At 68.9% G+C, this 14,708-nt stretch carries 13 protein-coding genes and 2 pseudogenes; 7 read left to right on the top strand and 8 right to left on the bottom strand.

All coding sequences use genetic code 11. The features are described from left to right. Positions 1-15: 15 nt before the first annotated feature. A complete protein-coding gene (locus Q1K57_RS11840) occupies positions 16-1,539 on the bottom strand; it encodes a UDP-N-acetylglucosamine 1-carboxyvinyltransferase (protein ID WP_300082831.1) in 1,524 nt (507 codons plus the stop codon). 94 nt (positions 1,540-1,633) lie between these two features. Here Q1K57_RS11840 and lpdA point away from each other — a divergent pair, with 94 nt between their 5' ends. Further along, the gene (gene lpdA, locus Q1K57_RS11835; RefSeq protein WP_300082828.1) at positions 1,634-3,034 is read left to right on the top strand and encodes a dihydrolipoyl dehydrogenase; all 1,401 of its coding nucleotides are present in this window, start codon (positions 1,634-1,636) and stop codon (positions 3,032-3,034) included. Between the two features lie 6 nt (positions 3,035-3,040). On the opposite strand, the gene Q1K57_RS11830 is transcribed toward lpdA, so the two are convergent. Further along, on the bottom strand, positions 3,041-3,757 hold the full coding sequence (locus Q1K57_RS11830) for an SCO1664 family protein (protein WP_300082825.1): 717 nt from the start codon (positions 3,755-3,757) through the stop codon (positions 3,041-3,043). Next, the gene (locus Q1K57_RS11825) at positions 3,744-4,388 is read right to left on the bottom strand and encodes a histidine phosphatase family protein (protein WP_300082822.1); all 645 of its coding nucleotides are present in this window, start codon (positions 4,386-4,388) and stop codon (positions 3,744-3,746) included. Before Q1K57_RS11825 ends, Q1K57_RS11830 begins: the two co-directional genes overlap by 14 nt. 62 nt (positions 4,389-4,450) lie before the next feature. Here Q1K57_RS11825 and Q1K57_RS11820 point away from each other — a divergent pair, with 62 nt between their 5' ends. Together Q1K57_RS11820 and Q1K57_RS11815 are read left to right on the top strand one after the other, a co-directional pair. After that, positions 4,451-5,839, top strand: a complete 1,389-nt coding sequence (locus Q1K57_RS11820) for an ATP-binding protein (protein WP_300082819.1) — start codon at positions 4,451-4,453, stop codon at positions 5,837-5,839. 10 nt (positions 5,840-5,849) lie between these two features. Further along, entirely contained in the window at positions 5,850-7,847 is a 1,998-nt protein-coding gene (locus Q1K57_RS11815; RefSeq protein ID WP_300082816.1) for a VWA domain-containing protein, read from the top strand. Between the two features lie 4 nt (positions 7,848-7,851). Here the strand turns inward: Q1K57_RS11815 and Q1K57_RS11810 are convergent, their stop codons facing one another. Then, a complete protein-coding gene (locus Q1K57_RS11810; RefSeq protein ID WP_300082814.1) occupies positions 7,852-8,793 on the bottom strand; it encodes a peptidoglycan DD-metalloendopeptidase family protein in 942 nt (313 codons plus the stop codon). A 174-nt stretch (positions 8,794-8,967) separates the two neighbouring features. Between Q1K57_RS11810 and Q1K57_RS11805 the strand changes: the two genes are divergently transcribed. Beyond that, complete coding sequence (locus tag Q1K57_RS11805; RefSeq protein WP_300082812.1) at positions 8,968-9,888, top strand: hypothetical protein; 921 nt, start codon at positions 8,968-8,970, stop codon at positions 9,886-9,888. A 47-nt stretch (positions 9,889-9,935) separates the two neighbouring features. Further along, the gene (locus tag Q1K57_RS11800; protein WP_300082810.1) at positions 9,936-11,054 is read left to right on the top strand and encodes a hypothetical protein; all 1,119 of its coding nucleotides are present in this window, start codon (positions 9,936-9,938) and stop codon (positions 11,052-11,054) included. 170 nt (positions 11,055-11,224) lie between these two features. On the opposite strand, the pseudogene Q1K57_RS11795 reads toward Q1K57_RS11800, so the two are convergent. Together Q1K57_RS11795 and Q1K57_RS11790 are read right to left on the bottom strand one after the other, a co-directional pair. Continuing rightward, positions 11,225-11,497 (bottom strand): annotated as a pseudogene (locus Q1K57_RS11795) (transposase); the annotation flags it as partial. A 110-nt stretch (positions 11,498-11,607) separates the two neighbouring features. After that, positions 11,608-12,129, bottom strand: a pseudogene (locus Q1K57_RS11790) (helix-turn-helix domain-containing protein); the annotation flags it as partial. Between the two features lie 40 nt (positions 12,130-12,169). Between Q1K57_RS11790 and Q1K57_RS11785 the strand changes: the two are divergent. Together Q1K57_RS11785 and Q1K57_RS11780 are read left to right on the top strand one after the other, a co-directional pair. Continuing rightward, complete coding sequence (locus tag Q1K57_RS11785) at positions 12,170-12,469, top strand: DUF4345 family protein (protein WP_366525371.1); 300 nt, start codon at positions 12,170-12,172, stop codon at positions 12,467-12,469. 245 nt (positions 12,470-12,714) lie between these two features. Beyond that, positions 12,715-12,861, top strand: a complete 147-nt coding sequence (locus tag Q1K57_RS11780) for a hypothetical protein (protein ID WP_300082808.1) — start codon at positions 12,715-12,717, stop codon at positions 12,859-12,861. A 119-nt stretch (positions 12,862-12,980) separates the two neighbouring features. Here Q1K57_RS11780 and Q1K57_RS11775 read toward each other — a convergent pair whose 3' ends face one another. Both Q1K57_RS11775 and Q1K57_RS11770 read right to left on the bottom strand, forming a co-directional pair. Next, positions 12,981-13,715, bottom strand: a complete 735-nt coding sequence (locus Q1K57_RS11775; RefSeq protein WP_300082806.1) for a class I SAM-dependent methyltransferase — start codon at positions 13,713-13,715, stop codon at positions 12,981-12,983. An 11-nt stretch (positions 13,716-13,726) separates the two neighbouring features. Then, positions 13,727-14,434, bottom strand: coding sequence for a VOC family protein (locus Q1K57_RS11770; RefSeq protein WP_300082804.1), 708 nt, complete (start codon positions 14,432-14,434; stop codon positions 13,727-13,729). Positions 14,435-14,708 lie beyond the last annotated feature (274 nt).

Here is a 14,708-nt window from a genome sequence, read left to right as displayed (position 1 = left end):
CGTCGGCCCGGGCGATCAGTCGAAGAACACCTGGACGTCGGCGCCCAGCTTGTTGAGCCGGTTGGCGAGGTCCTCGTAGCCGCGGTTGATGACGTAGACGTCGCGAAGCACGGTGACGCCGCGCGCGGCCAGGCTCGCCAACAACAGGCACACGGCGGGCCGGAGGGCGGGCGGGCAGACGAGTTCCTGGCTGCGCCACCGGGTCGGCCCGTCGACGACGAGGCGGTGCGGGTCGAGCAACTGGGTGTTGGCGCCTAGTTTGTTGAGGTCGAGCAGGTGGATCGCGCGGTTCTCGTACACCCAGTCGTGGATCAGCGTGCGTCCCTCCGCCTCGGCCGCGATGACGGCGAAGAAGGGCAGGTTGTCGATGTTGAGGCCCGGGAACGGCATCGGGTGGATCTTGTCCTGGGCGGCGTGCAGGTTGCTGGGGTACACCGTGATGTCGACGAGCCGGGTCCGGCCGTTGGCGGCGGCGTACTCCTCGCTGAGCTCGTAGCGCAGCCCCATGTCCTCCAGGATCGCCAGCTCGATCTCGAGGAACTCGATGGGGGAGCGGCGGATCGTCAGCTCGGACTTGGTGACGACGGCGGCCGTGATCAGGCTCATCGCCTCGATCGGATCCTCGGACGGGGCGACGCGCACGTCGGCCTCGATACGCTCCACGCCGGTGACGCGCAGGGTGGTCGAGCCGATACCGTCGATCGTGACCCCGAGGCTCTCGAGGAAGAAGCACACGTCCTGCACCATGTAGTTGGGGGACGCATTGCGGATGACGGTCGTGCCCGGGTAGAGGGCGGCGGCCATGAGCACGTTCTCGGTGACCGTGTCGCCGCGCTCGGTGAGGGTGATGTGGCGGACGCCGCTCGTGGTCTCCCGCACGGCCGCGTGGTACCAGCCGTCGGTCGCCTTCACGTCGAGACCGAAGTACTGCAGGGCCTGCAGGTGCGGGGTGACCGTGCGGGTGCCGAGGTTGCAGCCGCCGGCGTAGGGCAACTCGAACTCGGGCAGCATGTGCAGCAGTGGGCCGAGGAACATGATGACGCTGCGGGTGCGGCGGGCGGCGTCCACATCCATGGCGGCGAGGTCGAGCACTTCGGGGCGGACGAGCTCGAGCTCGCTGCGGTCGTCGGACCAGGTCACCTTGACGCCGATGCTCCGGAGCACCTCGAGGATGCGGTTGACCTCCTCGATGCGGGCGATCCCTTCCAGAACGGTGCGGCCCTTGTTGAGCAGGGAGGCGCAGAGCAGGGCGACTGCGGCGTTCTTGGACGAGCGGACGTCGATGCTGCCTGACAGCTTGGTCGGACCCTTGACGCGCATGTGCATCGTGCCGGACGTGGGCGCGAGTGCGGGATTCTGCAGCGCGTCCGCGATCTGGGCGACCCGGTCGAGATCGAGGTCGAGTGCACCGCGTTCGATCTGAGCGAGGTCGGCCGGAGCGATGTCGAGCACCTCGGCGACCTGTTCGGGGGAGAGCCCCCGCTGCATGCGGGCGTCCCGGATGAGGCGGCCCACGCTGGCTGGAGTGTTCTGCGTCACAACGGAACATGGTAGTGCTCCGGGTCGCCAACCCCGGCATGAGGGGTGGCAACTTGCGGCGTGGGAGGCGTCCGGACTGGTTTAGAGTGACCCCATGAGCTCACACTTCGACGTCGTCGTCCTCGGCGCGGGCCCCGGTGGGTACGTGGCCGCGATCCGTGCCGCCCAGCTGGGCAAGAGGGTTGCCATCATCGAGAAGGAGTACTGGGGCGGCGTGTGCCTGAACGTGGGCTGCATCCCGACCAAATCGCTGCTGCGCAACGCCGAGCTCGCCCACATCGTCACCCACGAGGCCGACAAGTTCGGCATCTCCGGTGAATTCAGCCTCGACTACGGCAAGGCGTACAGCCGCAGCCGCGAGGTGTCGGAGCGGATGGTCAACGGCATCCATTACCTGATGAAGAAGAACAAGATCACCGAGCTGCACGGCTGGGGCACCTTCACGGATGCGAAGACGATCGAGGTCGCGGGCAACGACGGCGCGAAGCAGAGCGTCACGTTCGATGCCTGCATCATCGCGACGGGGGCCACCACGAAGCTCCTGCGGGGCACGCAGTGGAGCGAGAACGTGATCAGCTACAAGGAGCAGATCCTCGCCCAGTCGCTGCCGAAGTCGATCATCATCGGTGGCTCGGGCGCGATCGGCACCGAGTTCGCCTACGTGCTCAACTCCTACGGCGTCGACGTGACGATCGTGGAGTACCTCGACCGGATGGTGCCGAACGAGGACCCGGAGATCAGCAAGGAGCTCGCGAAGGCCTACAAGAAGCTCGGCATCACGGTCCTCACGTCGACGGCCGTGACGAGCGTCGAGGACACGGGGTCGGGCGTTAAGGTCACCGTCGAGCCGGCCAAGGGCGGCGAGGCGAAGGTGCTCGAGGCCGACACGATGCTGCAGGCCATGGGCTTCGCGCCGCGCCTGGAGGGCTACGGTCTGGAGAACACGGGCGTGAAGGTGTCCGAGCGCGGCATGGTCGAGATCGACGACTTCATGCGCACCAGCGTCGACGGCATCTACGCGATCGGCGACGTGACCGGCAAGCTCATGCTCGCGCACACCGCCGAGGCCCAAGGCGTCGTGGCCGCCGAGACCATCGCGGGCGCCGAGACGTTGCCGATCAACTACGACATGATCCCGCGGGCCACCTACTGCCAGCCGCAGATCGGCTCGTTCGGCTACACCGAGGCCCAAGCCAAGGAGAAGGGCTTCGAAGTCAAGGTCGGCAAGTTCCCGTTCTCGGCCAACGGCAAGGCATGGGGTCTCGGGGACGCCGTCGGTTTCGTCAAGGTCGTCGCCGACGCCGAGCACAACGAGATCCTCGGCGCGCACATGATCGGCCCGGACGTGACCGAGCTGCTGCCCGAGCTCGTGCTGGCCCAGATGTGGGACCTGACGGCTGAGGAGGTCGGCCGGGCCGTGCACGCGCATCCCACGCTGTCCGAGGCGATCAAGGAGGCCGTCGAGGGCGTCTCCGGCCACATGATCAACCTCTGAGGCGCCTCACACGAGGGGCCAGGGGTACTGGTAGTCGTGGGTCGGCCACGGTAGCTCCCGCTCGCGCAAGAGCCGCCGGACCCGTCGGCGCACGAGTTCGGCCTCGTGGTCGTCGATCAGCTCCGCCACCGCGGGAGGGATCTCGGTCGCCAGCGGTGCGATCTGGCCCAGGAGGGCGGGGGCGATCGCCTCGCCGGCGAAGTCCCAGATGACGGTGCGCAGGCGCGCGTGGGCGCCGAAGCACAGGCCGTGGTCGATGCCCCAGAGGTGACCGTCGGCGTCGCAGAGCACGTGCCCGCCCTTGCGGTCGGTATTGTTCGTGATCACGTCGAACAGCGCCATGCGCCGCAGCTGGTCGTGCGTCTCGGGGCGCTGTTCGAGCAGGGTGAAGTAGTGCTCGCCGTCGTTCTCGACGAACCACTGCACCGAACCGACGCCGACCGGCGCGTCGTGGCGCACGACGGTGGGGGGCACCAGGTGCCAACCCAGCCACTCGCTCAGCTCGAACGCCGCCAGCTCGCGGGCGTGCAGGCCGGGGTCGAAGTCGTGCAGCGGCCGCTCGCCCGCCTCGGGCTTGTAGATGCCCCACGCGTAATCGTCGCCCTGCCCGAACTCGACCACGAGGGTCAGGTTGGTCGACTCGGTGACCCGGCCCAGCACGCCGAGTTCCGCCGACGCGAGCAAGCCGAGCTCGCGGGTGAACGGGGGCTCAGGCGTGCTCACGGCCCCGCAGCTCCTTCAGCGACCCGGTGGTCGTGTTCGTCGTCAGGACGCCGAGGGAGCCGTCGGGTGCGTAGCGAATCACCGAGACGGACGCCGGGTTGACCCACAACCGCTGGAAGGCGTCCAGCGGCGTCCCGAGAGCGTGGGCGAGGGCGGCCTTGATCGGGTCGGCGTGGCTGAAGCAGGCTACGACCTGCCCGGGATGCGCGCCGCGGATCGCGTCGAGAGCGGCGACCATGCGGTCGGCCATTTCGGGAAAGCTCTCGCCGCCGGGAAAGCGGAAGGTCGACGGCGCTTTCTGGACCGTTTCCCACTCCGGCAGCTGGGTCAGCTCGTCGATGCGGCGTCCGGTCCAGGCTCCGAAGTCGGCTTCGATCAGGCCGTCGTGAGCGACGGCGTCCAGCCCGAAACGGGCCGCGGAGGGCGCGGCGGTCTCCCGGGCGCGCTCGAGGGGCGAGCTGTAGATCGCCGCGAGCGGCAGTCCCTCGAGGCGCTCGGCCACCATGGCTGCTTGGTGGAGCCCCGCCTCGGAGAGGTGCAGTCCGGGTGCGCGACCGGGAAGGACCTGGCCGGTGGTGGGGGTGACGCCGTGCCGAACGAGGAGCAGGAGCGTGGGCTGGGTGGCCTCCATGGGGCGCGAGCGTACTCGCCTGCCCCGCGGTGGGGCTTGCGTCCGGGGGTTAGGTTGTGCGCGTGAGTGAACGCCCCAGCATTGCCACGGCCGGCGCACTCAAGGCGTCCGGCCACACCTACCGAACCCTGCGCGAGGAGATCCGCGCCAATCTGCTCGCCAAGCTCGCTTCCGGCGAGGACCCTTGGCCCGGCATCCACGGCATGAGCCGCACGGTGCTTCCCCAGTTGGAGCGCGCCCTCATTGCGGGCCACGACGTGGTGCTGCTGGGGGAGCGCGGCCAGGGCAAGACGCGCCTGCTGCGCACCATGGTCGGGCTGCTCGACGAGTGGACCCCAGCGGTGGAGGGCTCAGAGTTGCACGAGCACCCGTTCGACCCGATCACCGACGCGACGCGCCGGCGGGTCGCCGAGGAGGGCGACGACCTGCCGATCACGTGGCTGCACCGCGACGAGCGCTACGCGGAGAAGCTCGCCACGCCCGACACCTCGGTGGCCGACCTCATCGGCGATGTGGACCCGATGCGCGTGGCCGAGGGGCGCCGGCTGGGCGACCCGGAAACGATCCATTTCGGGCTCATCCCGCGCTCGAACCGAGGCATCGTCGCCATCAACGAGTTGCCCGACCTCGCCGAGCGCATCCAGGTCGCGATGCTCAACGTGATGGAGGAGCGCGACATCCAGATCCGCGGTCACGTGCTGCGCCTGCCGCTCGACGTCCTGGTGATGGCCTCGGCGAACCCCGAGGACTACACCAACCGCGGCCGCATCATCACCCCGCTGAAGGACCGCTTCGGCGCCGAGATCCGCACCCACTACCCGATCGAGCTCGACGACGAGATCGCCGTGATCGAGCAGGAGGCCGAGCTGGTCGGCGCCGTTCCGCCCGTGATCCTGGAGATCTTGGCTCGCTTCACGCGGGCCTTGCGCGAGTCGCCGTCGGTCAACCAGCGGTCGGGCGTCTCGGCGCGTTTCGCGATCGCGGGCGCCGAGACGGTGGCCGCCGCCGCTCGGCATCGCGCGACGGTGCGTGGCGAACCGGACGCCGTCGCTCGCCTCGTCGACCTGGAGGCAGCGGTGGACGTGCTCGGCGGCAAGATCGAGTTCGAGTCCGGCGAGGAGGGCCGCGAGTGGGACGTGTTGGCCCACCTCCTGCGCACCGCCACCGCCGACGCGGTGCGGGCGCACCTGCGCGGGATCGACCTCGGCCCGTTGGTCGCGGCCCTCGACGGGTCACGCACGGTCGTGACGGGCGAACAGGTGACGGCGCGTGAACTGCTTGACGGCCTGCCTCGTCTCGGCGACTCCGACCTCTACGAAACGATCGCCGAGCGGTTCGAGGCGACCAACGACGGCGAGTGCGCGAGCGCCATCGAAGTCGCTCTCGAAGGCCTCTACCTCGCCCGCCGGATCAGCAAGGAGTCCGACGACGGGGAGACGATCTACGGCTGAGGAGGTGCCCATGCCGAGCCACCACCGCTCTCGTTACGGGCGCTACACGGGCGGTCCGGACCCGCTCGCGCCGCCGGTCGACCTGGCCGAAGCGCTGGGTGCGATCGCCGACGACGTCATGGCCGGGTCCAGTCCCGAGCGGGCGCTGCGCGAGTTCCTGCGCCGCGGCGGGCGCCAGCAGCAGGGCTTCGACGACCTGGCGCGACGCGCCCGGCAGCGGCGTGGCGATCTGCTCCGGCGCCACAACCTCGACGGCACCCTCACCGACGTGAGGAAGTTGCTCGATGACGCCGTGCTGGCGGAGCGCAAGCAGCTCGCCCGCGACGCCCTGATGGACGACGACGACCGGGCTTGGCGCGAGATGCGGCTGAACAACCTGCCACCGTCGACGGCGGCTGCGGTCAACGAGCTGGCGTCGTACGACTGGCAGTCGGGCGAGGCGGCGGCGTCCTACGAGAAGATCAAGGACCTGTTGGGGCGCGAGTTGCTCGACCAGCGGTTCGCCGGCATGAAGCAGGCGCTGCAGAACGCGACCGACGAGGACCGGCAGGCCGTCAGCACGATGCTCACCGACCTCAACGACCTGCTCGCCAAGCATCGTCGCGGCGAGGACACCCAGGCCGACTTCGACGCCTTCATGGCCAAGCACGGCGAGCACTTCTCGGAGAACCCGCGCACGGTCGACGAGCTCATCGACTCCCTGGCAGCGCGGGCCGCGGCGGCTCAGCGGCTGCTCAACTCGATGAGTGCCGAGCAGCGGCGCGAACTCATGGAGTTGTCGCTGCAGGCGTTCGGTTCTGCGTCCCTCGTTGCGCAGTTGGACGCACTTGACGGCAACCTGCAGGCGCTGCGTCCCGGGCTGGACTGGACCGGATCGGAGAGCTTCCGGGGCAACGAAGGCCTCGGGCTCGGCGACGGGACGGGCGTGGTCCAGGACCTTGCCGAGTTGGACGCCCTTGCCGAGCAACTCGACCAGAACTACTCGGGCGCGCGGGCTGCCGACATCGACCTCGACGCGATCATGCGTCAACTCGGCGAGGACGCCGCCGTTTCGGCTCGCGCGCTCGGCCAACTCGAGCGGGCGCTGCGCGAGGGCGGGCTGCTGCGGCGCTCCGCCGACGGTTCGTTGCGGCTGTCGCCGCAGGCCATGCGCCGGCTTGGGAAGGCCTTGCTGGCGGACGCCGCCCGTCACCTCTCAGGGCGTACCGGGGCGCGCGACGCCCGCCTCGCGGGGGCTGCCGGCGAGCAGACGGGGGCGACGCGTCCGTGGGAGTTCGGCGACGCGCAGCCGTGGGATGTCACCCGTAGCCTGACGAACGCGATCGTGCGCACGGCCACGGAGGGCACCGACCCGCAGGGCGGCGTCCGCCTCGACGTACGCGACGTAGAGGTTGCCGAGACCGAGACGCGGACCCAGTCGGCAGTGGTCCTGCTGGTGGACACCTCATACTCGATGGCCGCGGAGGGTCGCTGGGTGCCGATGAAGCGGACGGCGCTGGCGCTGCACCACCTGGTGGGCACGCGTTTCCGCGGGGACCGGCTGCAGGTAATCGCGTTCGGGCGGCTGGCCCAGGTGATGGCGATCGACGAGCTGACAGGGTTGCCCCCGGTGCGCGAGCAGGGCACGAACCTGCACCACGGGCTCCTGCTGGCGGAGCGGTTCTTCGCCCGGCACCCGAGCATGGACCCGGTGCTGCTCGTGGTGACCGACGGGGAGCCGACGGCGCACCTGGAGAGCTACGGCGACGCGTGGTTCGCCTGGCCGCCCGACGACGAGACGATCCGTAAGACGGTGACCCAGCTCGACCGCGTGACGCGGCGCGGCACGCGGACGACGTTCTTCCGGCTGGGCGACGACCCCGGCCTCCGCCGCTTCCTCGACGGGCTGGCCGACCGGATCGGCGGACGCGTCATCGCCCCGGACCTCGGCGACCTCGGCGCGGCGGTGGTGGGGGAGTACCTCCGCTTCCGGCGGGCCGGGCACGACGATCTCGACTGGGAGGCGTGACGCCTCAGGGCCGCAGGGAACTGAGCGATCCCACCCAGCCCTCGGGATTCACCACGGTGCCGTTCTCGAGCACGCTGAAGTGCAGATGGGGTTTGGTGGAGGAGCCGGTGCTGCCGACCCAACCGATGAGCTGGCCGCGCTCGACCCGTTGCCCCGGCGAGACGGCGGTCGCCTCCAGGTGCAGGTAGTTCGTTCCCACGCTGCTGACACCACGGAGCGAGCCGTGGTCCACCTTGATGTAGAGGCCGGCGCTGGCATCGCTCGCCACCGTGGTGACGACTCCGGACTCCGCAGCCACGACCGGTTGGCCGGCCGTGTTGCCGATGTCGATGCCGTTGTGGAAGCGGTAGACGTGCTGGATCGGGTGCCAGCGGTTGCCGTAGACGCCGGTCGGGCTGCCGAGGGTGCCGGTGGGCTGTCTGAGCGCGGTTCCCGAGTCGGGGACGGCCGCCGCGGCAGCGGAGCTCTCCTGGGTCGTGCAGGCGTAGGACGCGGACACGTACCCTGCGGCGGTCCGGATCCAGCCGCCCTCGCGCTCACCGGAAAACACGTCGCCGCGGCTGAGTCGGCCGAGTTCTCGGCTGCGCTTGGTGGCGGCCTCGCGGACGCGCACCCACGGCGTCCCACACACTGTGAACGACTGGCCGCTCGCCGCGGTTGCGCGGGCCGGGCCGCTGGAGGGGCAGGTGTAGTAGGCGGCGACATACCGGCCGTCGGCCAGTCGGAACCAGCGTCCCTGTTGAACGCCGCTGAGTTGGGTTCCGCGGCTCAGCCGACCCAGCTCGCGGGAATCGGTCGACGGGGCTTCCCGGACGCGGACCCACGGATGGTTGCAGACGACGCGGCTCTCGGCGGCCGAGGCGTTCGGGCTGGTGGTCACGCTCATGACGAGCGTGCTGGCGAAGGTGAGCGTCGCGACCAGGCAGGCGCGAACGAGTTTCGACATGGCTGAGTTTCTCCCAGGCGACAGCGACGTGGTTCCTGAGAGCCATCCTCATGATCTCAGTGATCTCACAGCAAGCCGTTGTGACCGACCGGGCGGGAAGTCTCGACGGGCAGGTGAGAGTGCCGCCCGCGTGTCCGGGGGAGGGGAGTGGGGGGCGTCCGGTTAGCTGGCTTCGTGGGAACCAGGTACCGATGGCAGATCCAGCCCCGCTTCTTCGTGATCCTGGCGATTCTGGCGGGAGTCATCGCCTCGATCTGGGGGCTCACGGCGCTGGTGGGCGTCCTGACGCGGCCGAAACCGCCGGAGCTGCCGGGCGGCGGGCGGGTCATCTTCCCGGACTATCGGCTGTTCGGGTATTCGGGGTATCCGGGGGCAGGGGCGCTGGGGCGGCTGGGCACGGGCGACATCGATGCGCGGCTGGACGAGATCGTGGCGTCGGGGGCGGACTACGCGGGGGACCGAAAGGTCATGCCGGTGATGGAGCTCATCGCGACCATGGTGCACGCGACGCCGGGCGACGACGGGCTGTACCGGACGCGGGTGGCCGACGACGTGATCGCGAGCTGGCTCGAGACCGCGCGCAAGCACAAGGCGATGCTGCTGTTGAACATCCAGCCGGGGCGCTCGGCGATGTTTGACGAGGTGCGCTACTACGAGAAGTGGCTGGTGAACCCCGACGTCAGCCTGGCGCTCGACCCGGAGTGGGCCGTGGGGCCGGACGAGGTGCCGGGCAAGGTGTTCGGGCACACGACCGGACAGGAACTGGACGCCATCGCCGGCTGGGTGTCGGAGCTCGTGGCGGCGAACAACCTGCCCGAGAAGGTGGTGCTGTACCACCAGCTCCACGAGGACATCGTCACCGACGAGGACCTGCTGCAGCCGGCGGAGGGCGTCGTGCTGATCAAGTCCGTCGACGGCATCGGGACGCCGACGGCCAAGACGGGCCTGTACTACCGCATCGCCTCACGGACGCCGGAGCACGTGCACCTGGGGTTCAAGCTGTTCTTCGAAGAGGACGCCCGCCACGGGCCGTTGATGACGCCCGCGGAAGTCATGGATCTCAGCCCGGAGCCGGAATACGTGCTCTGGGAGTGAACTCGTCGATCGGCTGAATCCAGTTGCCGCTCTGCGATCCTTGGTGCATGCCGATTGAGATGGGTCTGTGGAGGATCGACGGAGAGACACCTCACCGCCTCACAGCGACCGCGCTTCCGACCGAGTCGATGCTGGAGGACTTCCTGGAGAAGGATCCTTCGCTGTTGGGCACGGCGGTACTCGTGATCGGACGCCAGGTCCGCACGCCCTACAATATGTACATCGACTTGCTTGCGGTGGACGCCGACGGCGTCGTGCACGTTCTCGAGCTCAAGCGGGACAAGACCCCTCGCGAGGTGGTCGCCCAAGCGCTCGATTACGGCTCCTGGGCCAGCACGCTCACACGCGACGACCTGATCGCGATCGCCAACGAGCACCTCGATGTGGCTTTCGAAGCGGCCTTCGCCGACACGTTCGGAGCACCTCCGCCCGACGAGCTGAACGCTGAAACGCAGCTCACCATCGTGGCCACCGAATTGGACGACAGCTCCGAGCGCATCGTCACCTACCTTCGGACGTTCGGCGTCCCCATCAACGCCGCCTTCTTTGCGCACCTGGCGGACGAGGACCGCCGCTACCTGGCTCGCTCGTGGCTGGCCGAACCGGGCGAGGCGGCGTCCGGGCCACGGCCCACCAAGAAGGGAAAGCTGGCCGACTGGAATGGGCAAGATTGGTTCGTTTCCTTCGGCGAGTATGAAGCAGGACGCCTCTGGGAGGACGGCCGGAAGTTCGGTTTCGTCTCTGCCGGGGGTGGCGATTGGTATTCCCGCACCCTCCGGTCGGTGCCGTCGGGAGCCCGAATCAACGTCTACATTCCCAAAGCCGGGTACGTTGCGGTCGGCGTCACGCTGGGTGAGGCGCATCGCTACGACGAGGCGAGCGTACGGGTCAACGGGCAATGGACGCCGTTGCGAGACTTGCCCCTCGCTGGTCGCTACGGCCACGGCGAGTCACCGGAGACCGACAGCGACGAGGACGCCGAGTACGTCATCCCGGTCGAGTGGGTCACGAGCCGTCCGCGTGAAGAAGCGTTCTGGGAGAAAGGGATGTTCGCCAACCAGAACAGCGCCGGGAAGCTCCGCCAGGAGTTCACGCTCAACAAGCTCGCGGAGCACTTCGCACTGGGCGACCATGACCAGAGGACATGGGGGTCTGGCTCCTTGTGACAGCGGGGCCCTTGCCAGTCCGATAATGTGCATTATGTCAGATCGCTAGTACTGTAGGGCTCTGCCCCCACCGACCTGATGTCCCCTTCTCGATCCCCAGCACTATTCGCAGGTACCTGGCACCTGCTGTCAACCGCGAGAACCAGAGTGTTCTTCGCTGCGAAGAAGGCTGCGGCTTTTCCCAGGAACTCGTTGTCCAACCGCAGCTCGGTGTTCTCCCGCCGCAGCCGCTCCAACTCGGCCCGCTCCGAGGCGTCCAGCGGCGCCTCCGGTGGGGCACCGATCCGGTCGCGCTCCTGCTGGACCCAGCGGCCCAACAGCTGCGCACCCACGTTGATCTCGCCGGCGACCGTTGCGATCGTCCGGTCGGTGTCGATCACCAGATGCGCGGCCTCCCGCCGATACTCCGGCGTGTACGTCCTTCTCTTCCTCGTCGATCCCATCGAGAACATCCTCTCCGGCGGTCCCCGACAAGGGAACCCGCCAAGACGGTGTCCGGGTTACGGGGTCAACCTCAGACCAGCGTCTTCGGCACCGCCTTGAAGTTGGTCGACAGCAGCTGCCACATCCCAGCCAGCAGATCCCCCGTGGTCCGGGACGGCAGCAACACCGCGGCGATGAACCCCGACCAAGCCGCCACCATGGTCAGCACCGGAGGCGCCACCCAAACATCCGCAGCCACCCGCACGATCTTGGGCGGGAACCACAGATCACACTGCACGATCTCCCCAGGCTGGTACTCGGTTCGGTCGGCCGGGTCCGACGGCGCGAACAACGGCCGCAACTCAGCGACCCTCGCCCGCAGCGCCGACGCTGATCGAGTCCACCCGATCCGCTCCGCGATCACCGTCGCCGGCATCGTCGGCGTCTTGGACAGCAACGCCCGGATCTGCGGCTCGAACGCATCCACCGCCGACCCCGCCGGAGCCCGTTCATACTTCGGCGGCCCATCCGAGGGCGACGCCGCCCGCACCGTGTTCCGCGCCACACCCAACTGGCGGGCGATCGCCTTGATCGCCATCTTCTCCGACTTGTGGAGCCGTCTGATCTCGGCCCAATCCTCCACGCTGATCACTCCCTCACTCTGACCGAGGGGGTCAACTTTCGCTCGGCACCTGGGGGTCAGTATTCAGGCGGCATCGACAAGCCCGACCGTGGACTCCCACGTGCGCTACATGGGCGCCATGTTCGCCGGCTACGGCATCGCCTGGCTCGACGCCGCCGACCACGACGACGTGTCTCGGTTCCGACTCCTAGCCGCACTCATGGCAGCCGGCGGAGCCAGCCGCCTCATCACGCGGGGCACCCTCGGCCGACCGGACCGCGTCCACGACGTGCTCATGGCGATCGAGCTCGTCACCCCGCTGATCGCCGAAGCCTCCATCCGCCTGAACCGGAAAGCGGTCACGAGGTGACCGAGCCGAGTGAGATCTGAGCCCCGGTGAGAAGGCGGACCGGTCCCTTCTAGCGCTCGCGAGTCGCGTCGAGTTCCATGTGGTCTTGGGTCGGTGACGTACGCTGGAGCCAATCGACCATCGTGGTCGAACGAGTGACACCCGTCACCCGCCCGCAGCGGACGTCCGCGCCAAGCCGGCGCGACCCGCCTCGAACGACAAGACCCGTCGCCGGCGCCCCGCGTCGCGACACAGGAGAACAGAACATGATCACCCACACCGCAGCCTGGCGGCTGCACCAGGTCGCGCTCACCTGCGGCCACTCCACGTCCATCCGCGCCGGCGAGCACACCGCATGGTGCTCCTGGTGCGGCCGCACCGTGTCGACCCTCGTCCCCCAGTTCTCCCGCTGACGCTCCAGAGACCCCGGGAACGGCAGATCAACGAGCCAGAGTCAGCAGCAGCAGGCCACGTCACCACACCATCTCATCCGGGTTGACCGACAGCATTACTCGGAGCGGACACCGGGCCCTCAACCACGTCGGAGAAGGTGCAGCACGGTTTGGTAGTGCTCCGTGACGTGGCCGCCCAACTCTTCTGCGGCGTCCTGGACAGCGGCCACTTCCGCCGGCGTCCAGTTGCTGAAGGTCTTGAACAGGAGTCCGATCTGCTGGGCGCTCAGGTCGATCGACCAACGCCACCGTTGGGTCCGCACGGGCTCGAACCAGCCTCCCGCGGCCAACTCCTCCACGGTGGGTCGCTGATCGCGGCTTCGGCCGACGTCGCCCTCGTCCCGCTGTGTCACGATCGCCTCTACGCGCTGGCGGAACTCGGTATCCACGCTGTCGTCGCCGAAAACATTGCGCCAGACCGCCAGCCAGCCGCCTGGACGGAGCGCCCGATGAAGAGTCGGTAGCCCGACGGACAGATCGACCCAGTGCATGGCCGTGGCCGCGATCGCCGAGTCGAACCCGGCCTCCTCGAGTTGCGCGTCCTCCAGCCGGGAGACGATCACGTGCGCGCCGGAGGCGGCGTCAGCGAGCAGTCGAGCCAGTTGGACGCCGGGTTCGAGCGCGACCACGTCGCTGCCGCGGCCCAGGAGCTCCCGGGTGGCGAGGCCCGCGCCGGCGCCGATCTCGAGGACTCGAGTGCCCGGTCCGATGACGCCCTCGGGCTCGAGGGTCTCGAAGACGGCGTCCGGGTAGCGCGGCCGCGCCGTGGCGTACTCGGTCGCCATCCGTTCGAAGTGGGTTCCCGACACTCTCACGACACCATCGGCTACTGCGGCGCTTCGACGTCGGCGATCGTGAACTCGTTGCCTTCCGGATCAGCCAGCTCGACGCCCTGCCCTTCCGCACGGACGATGGTGGCGCCCATCTCCTGCAGTCGGTGGATCTCCTCGCCGGCTGGTGCGGTCGCCCTCAGCACCCAGCGCAAACGGTTCCGGTGCAGCTTCGCCGGGATCGGTGGTCCACCCCACGTGATCTTGACGCCGCCCCGTGGGGACTGGATGGCGGTTTCCTCGTCCTGGTCCCACACGAGGGGCCAGCCGAGCACCTCGCTCCAGAAGTAGCCGACCTCGGGCATGCCCTCCCCCGCTATCCCACCGATCCGTGCCGTGTTCGCCAGGAAGCGGCTGGAACTCTCGATCACGCAGAACTCGTTGCCCTCCGGATCAGCCAGCACCACATGCCCCTCGTCGCCGCGCTGGCCGACATCCAGGTGGCTGGCGCCCAACTCCAGAGCGCGGCGAACCGTGGCCGCCTGCTCCTCGTCCGACGCGCTCGTGAGGTCGAAGTGCATGCGGTGGCGTCCGGCCGGCTTGGGCTGCCGCTCCGGCACGAATCGCACCTCGAAGTCGGTGTCCACCAGACCCGGGAGTCTCGTGGTCGACGAGGGCTCCCTCCCCAGGATCGCCGCCCAGAACGCCGCCAGGCGCTCGGGGTCGTTGGCGTCGAACTCGAGCGCCTCCAGTCGGATGCCCACACCGGTCTCCTCTCGCCAGGTTGTGCGTCTCCGAGTCTCGCACGCCCCCGGGCACCGGGCGTCCGCGCGTGCGTCCGAACTCGTTGAGCTGGGTGGCCCGAGGTATTGAACAGGTGTTCGATAGAGGGTAGGGTGGGTGCATGTCCGACACCCCCCGGCATGACCCGAACGATCCGGTCCCCGACCGGCTGGCCCGCCTGCGCGCCGCCGATCTCGCCGAGCGCGCGGCCGAGGTGGAGAAGGTGCGGCTCCTGCTCGATCTGGCCGACCTGTG

The organism is Propioniciclava sp. (assembly GCF_029977985.1).
GTDB lineage: Bacteria > Actinomycetota > Actinomycetes > Propionibacteriales > Propionibacteriaceae > Propioniciclava.
This window is presented reverse-complemented; position numbering and strand designations above follow the sequence as displayed.

Bases quoted from the DNA above. Each gene is read 5' to 3' on its own strand.
- lpdA (WP_300082828.1), top strand. From the start codon at position 1,634: ATGAGCTCACACTTCGACGTCGTCGTCCTCGGCGCGGGCCCCGGTGGG.
- Q1K57_RS11825 (WP_300082822.1), bottom strand. From the start codon at position 4,388: ATGGAGGCCACCCAGCCCACGCTCCTGCTCCTCGTTCGGCACGGCGTC.
- Q1K57_RS11815 (WP_300082816.1), top strand. From the start codon at position 5,850: ATGCCGAGCCACCACCGCTCTCGTTACGGGCGCTACACGGGCGGTCCG.
- Q1K57_RS11810 (WP_300082814.1), bottom strand. From the start codon at position 8,793: ATGTCGAAACTCGTTCGCGCCTGCCTGGTCGCGACGCTCACCTTCGCC.
- Q1K57_RS11800 (WP_300082810.1), top strand. From the start codon at position 9,936: ATGCCGATTGAGATGGGTCTGTGGAGGATCGACGGAGAGACACCTCAC.
- Q1K57_RS11780 (WP_300082808.1), top strand. From the start codon at position 12,715: ATGATCACCCACACCGCAGCCTGGCGGCTGCACCAGGTCGCGCTCACC.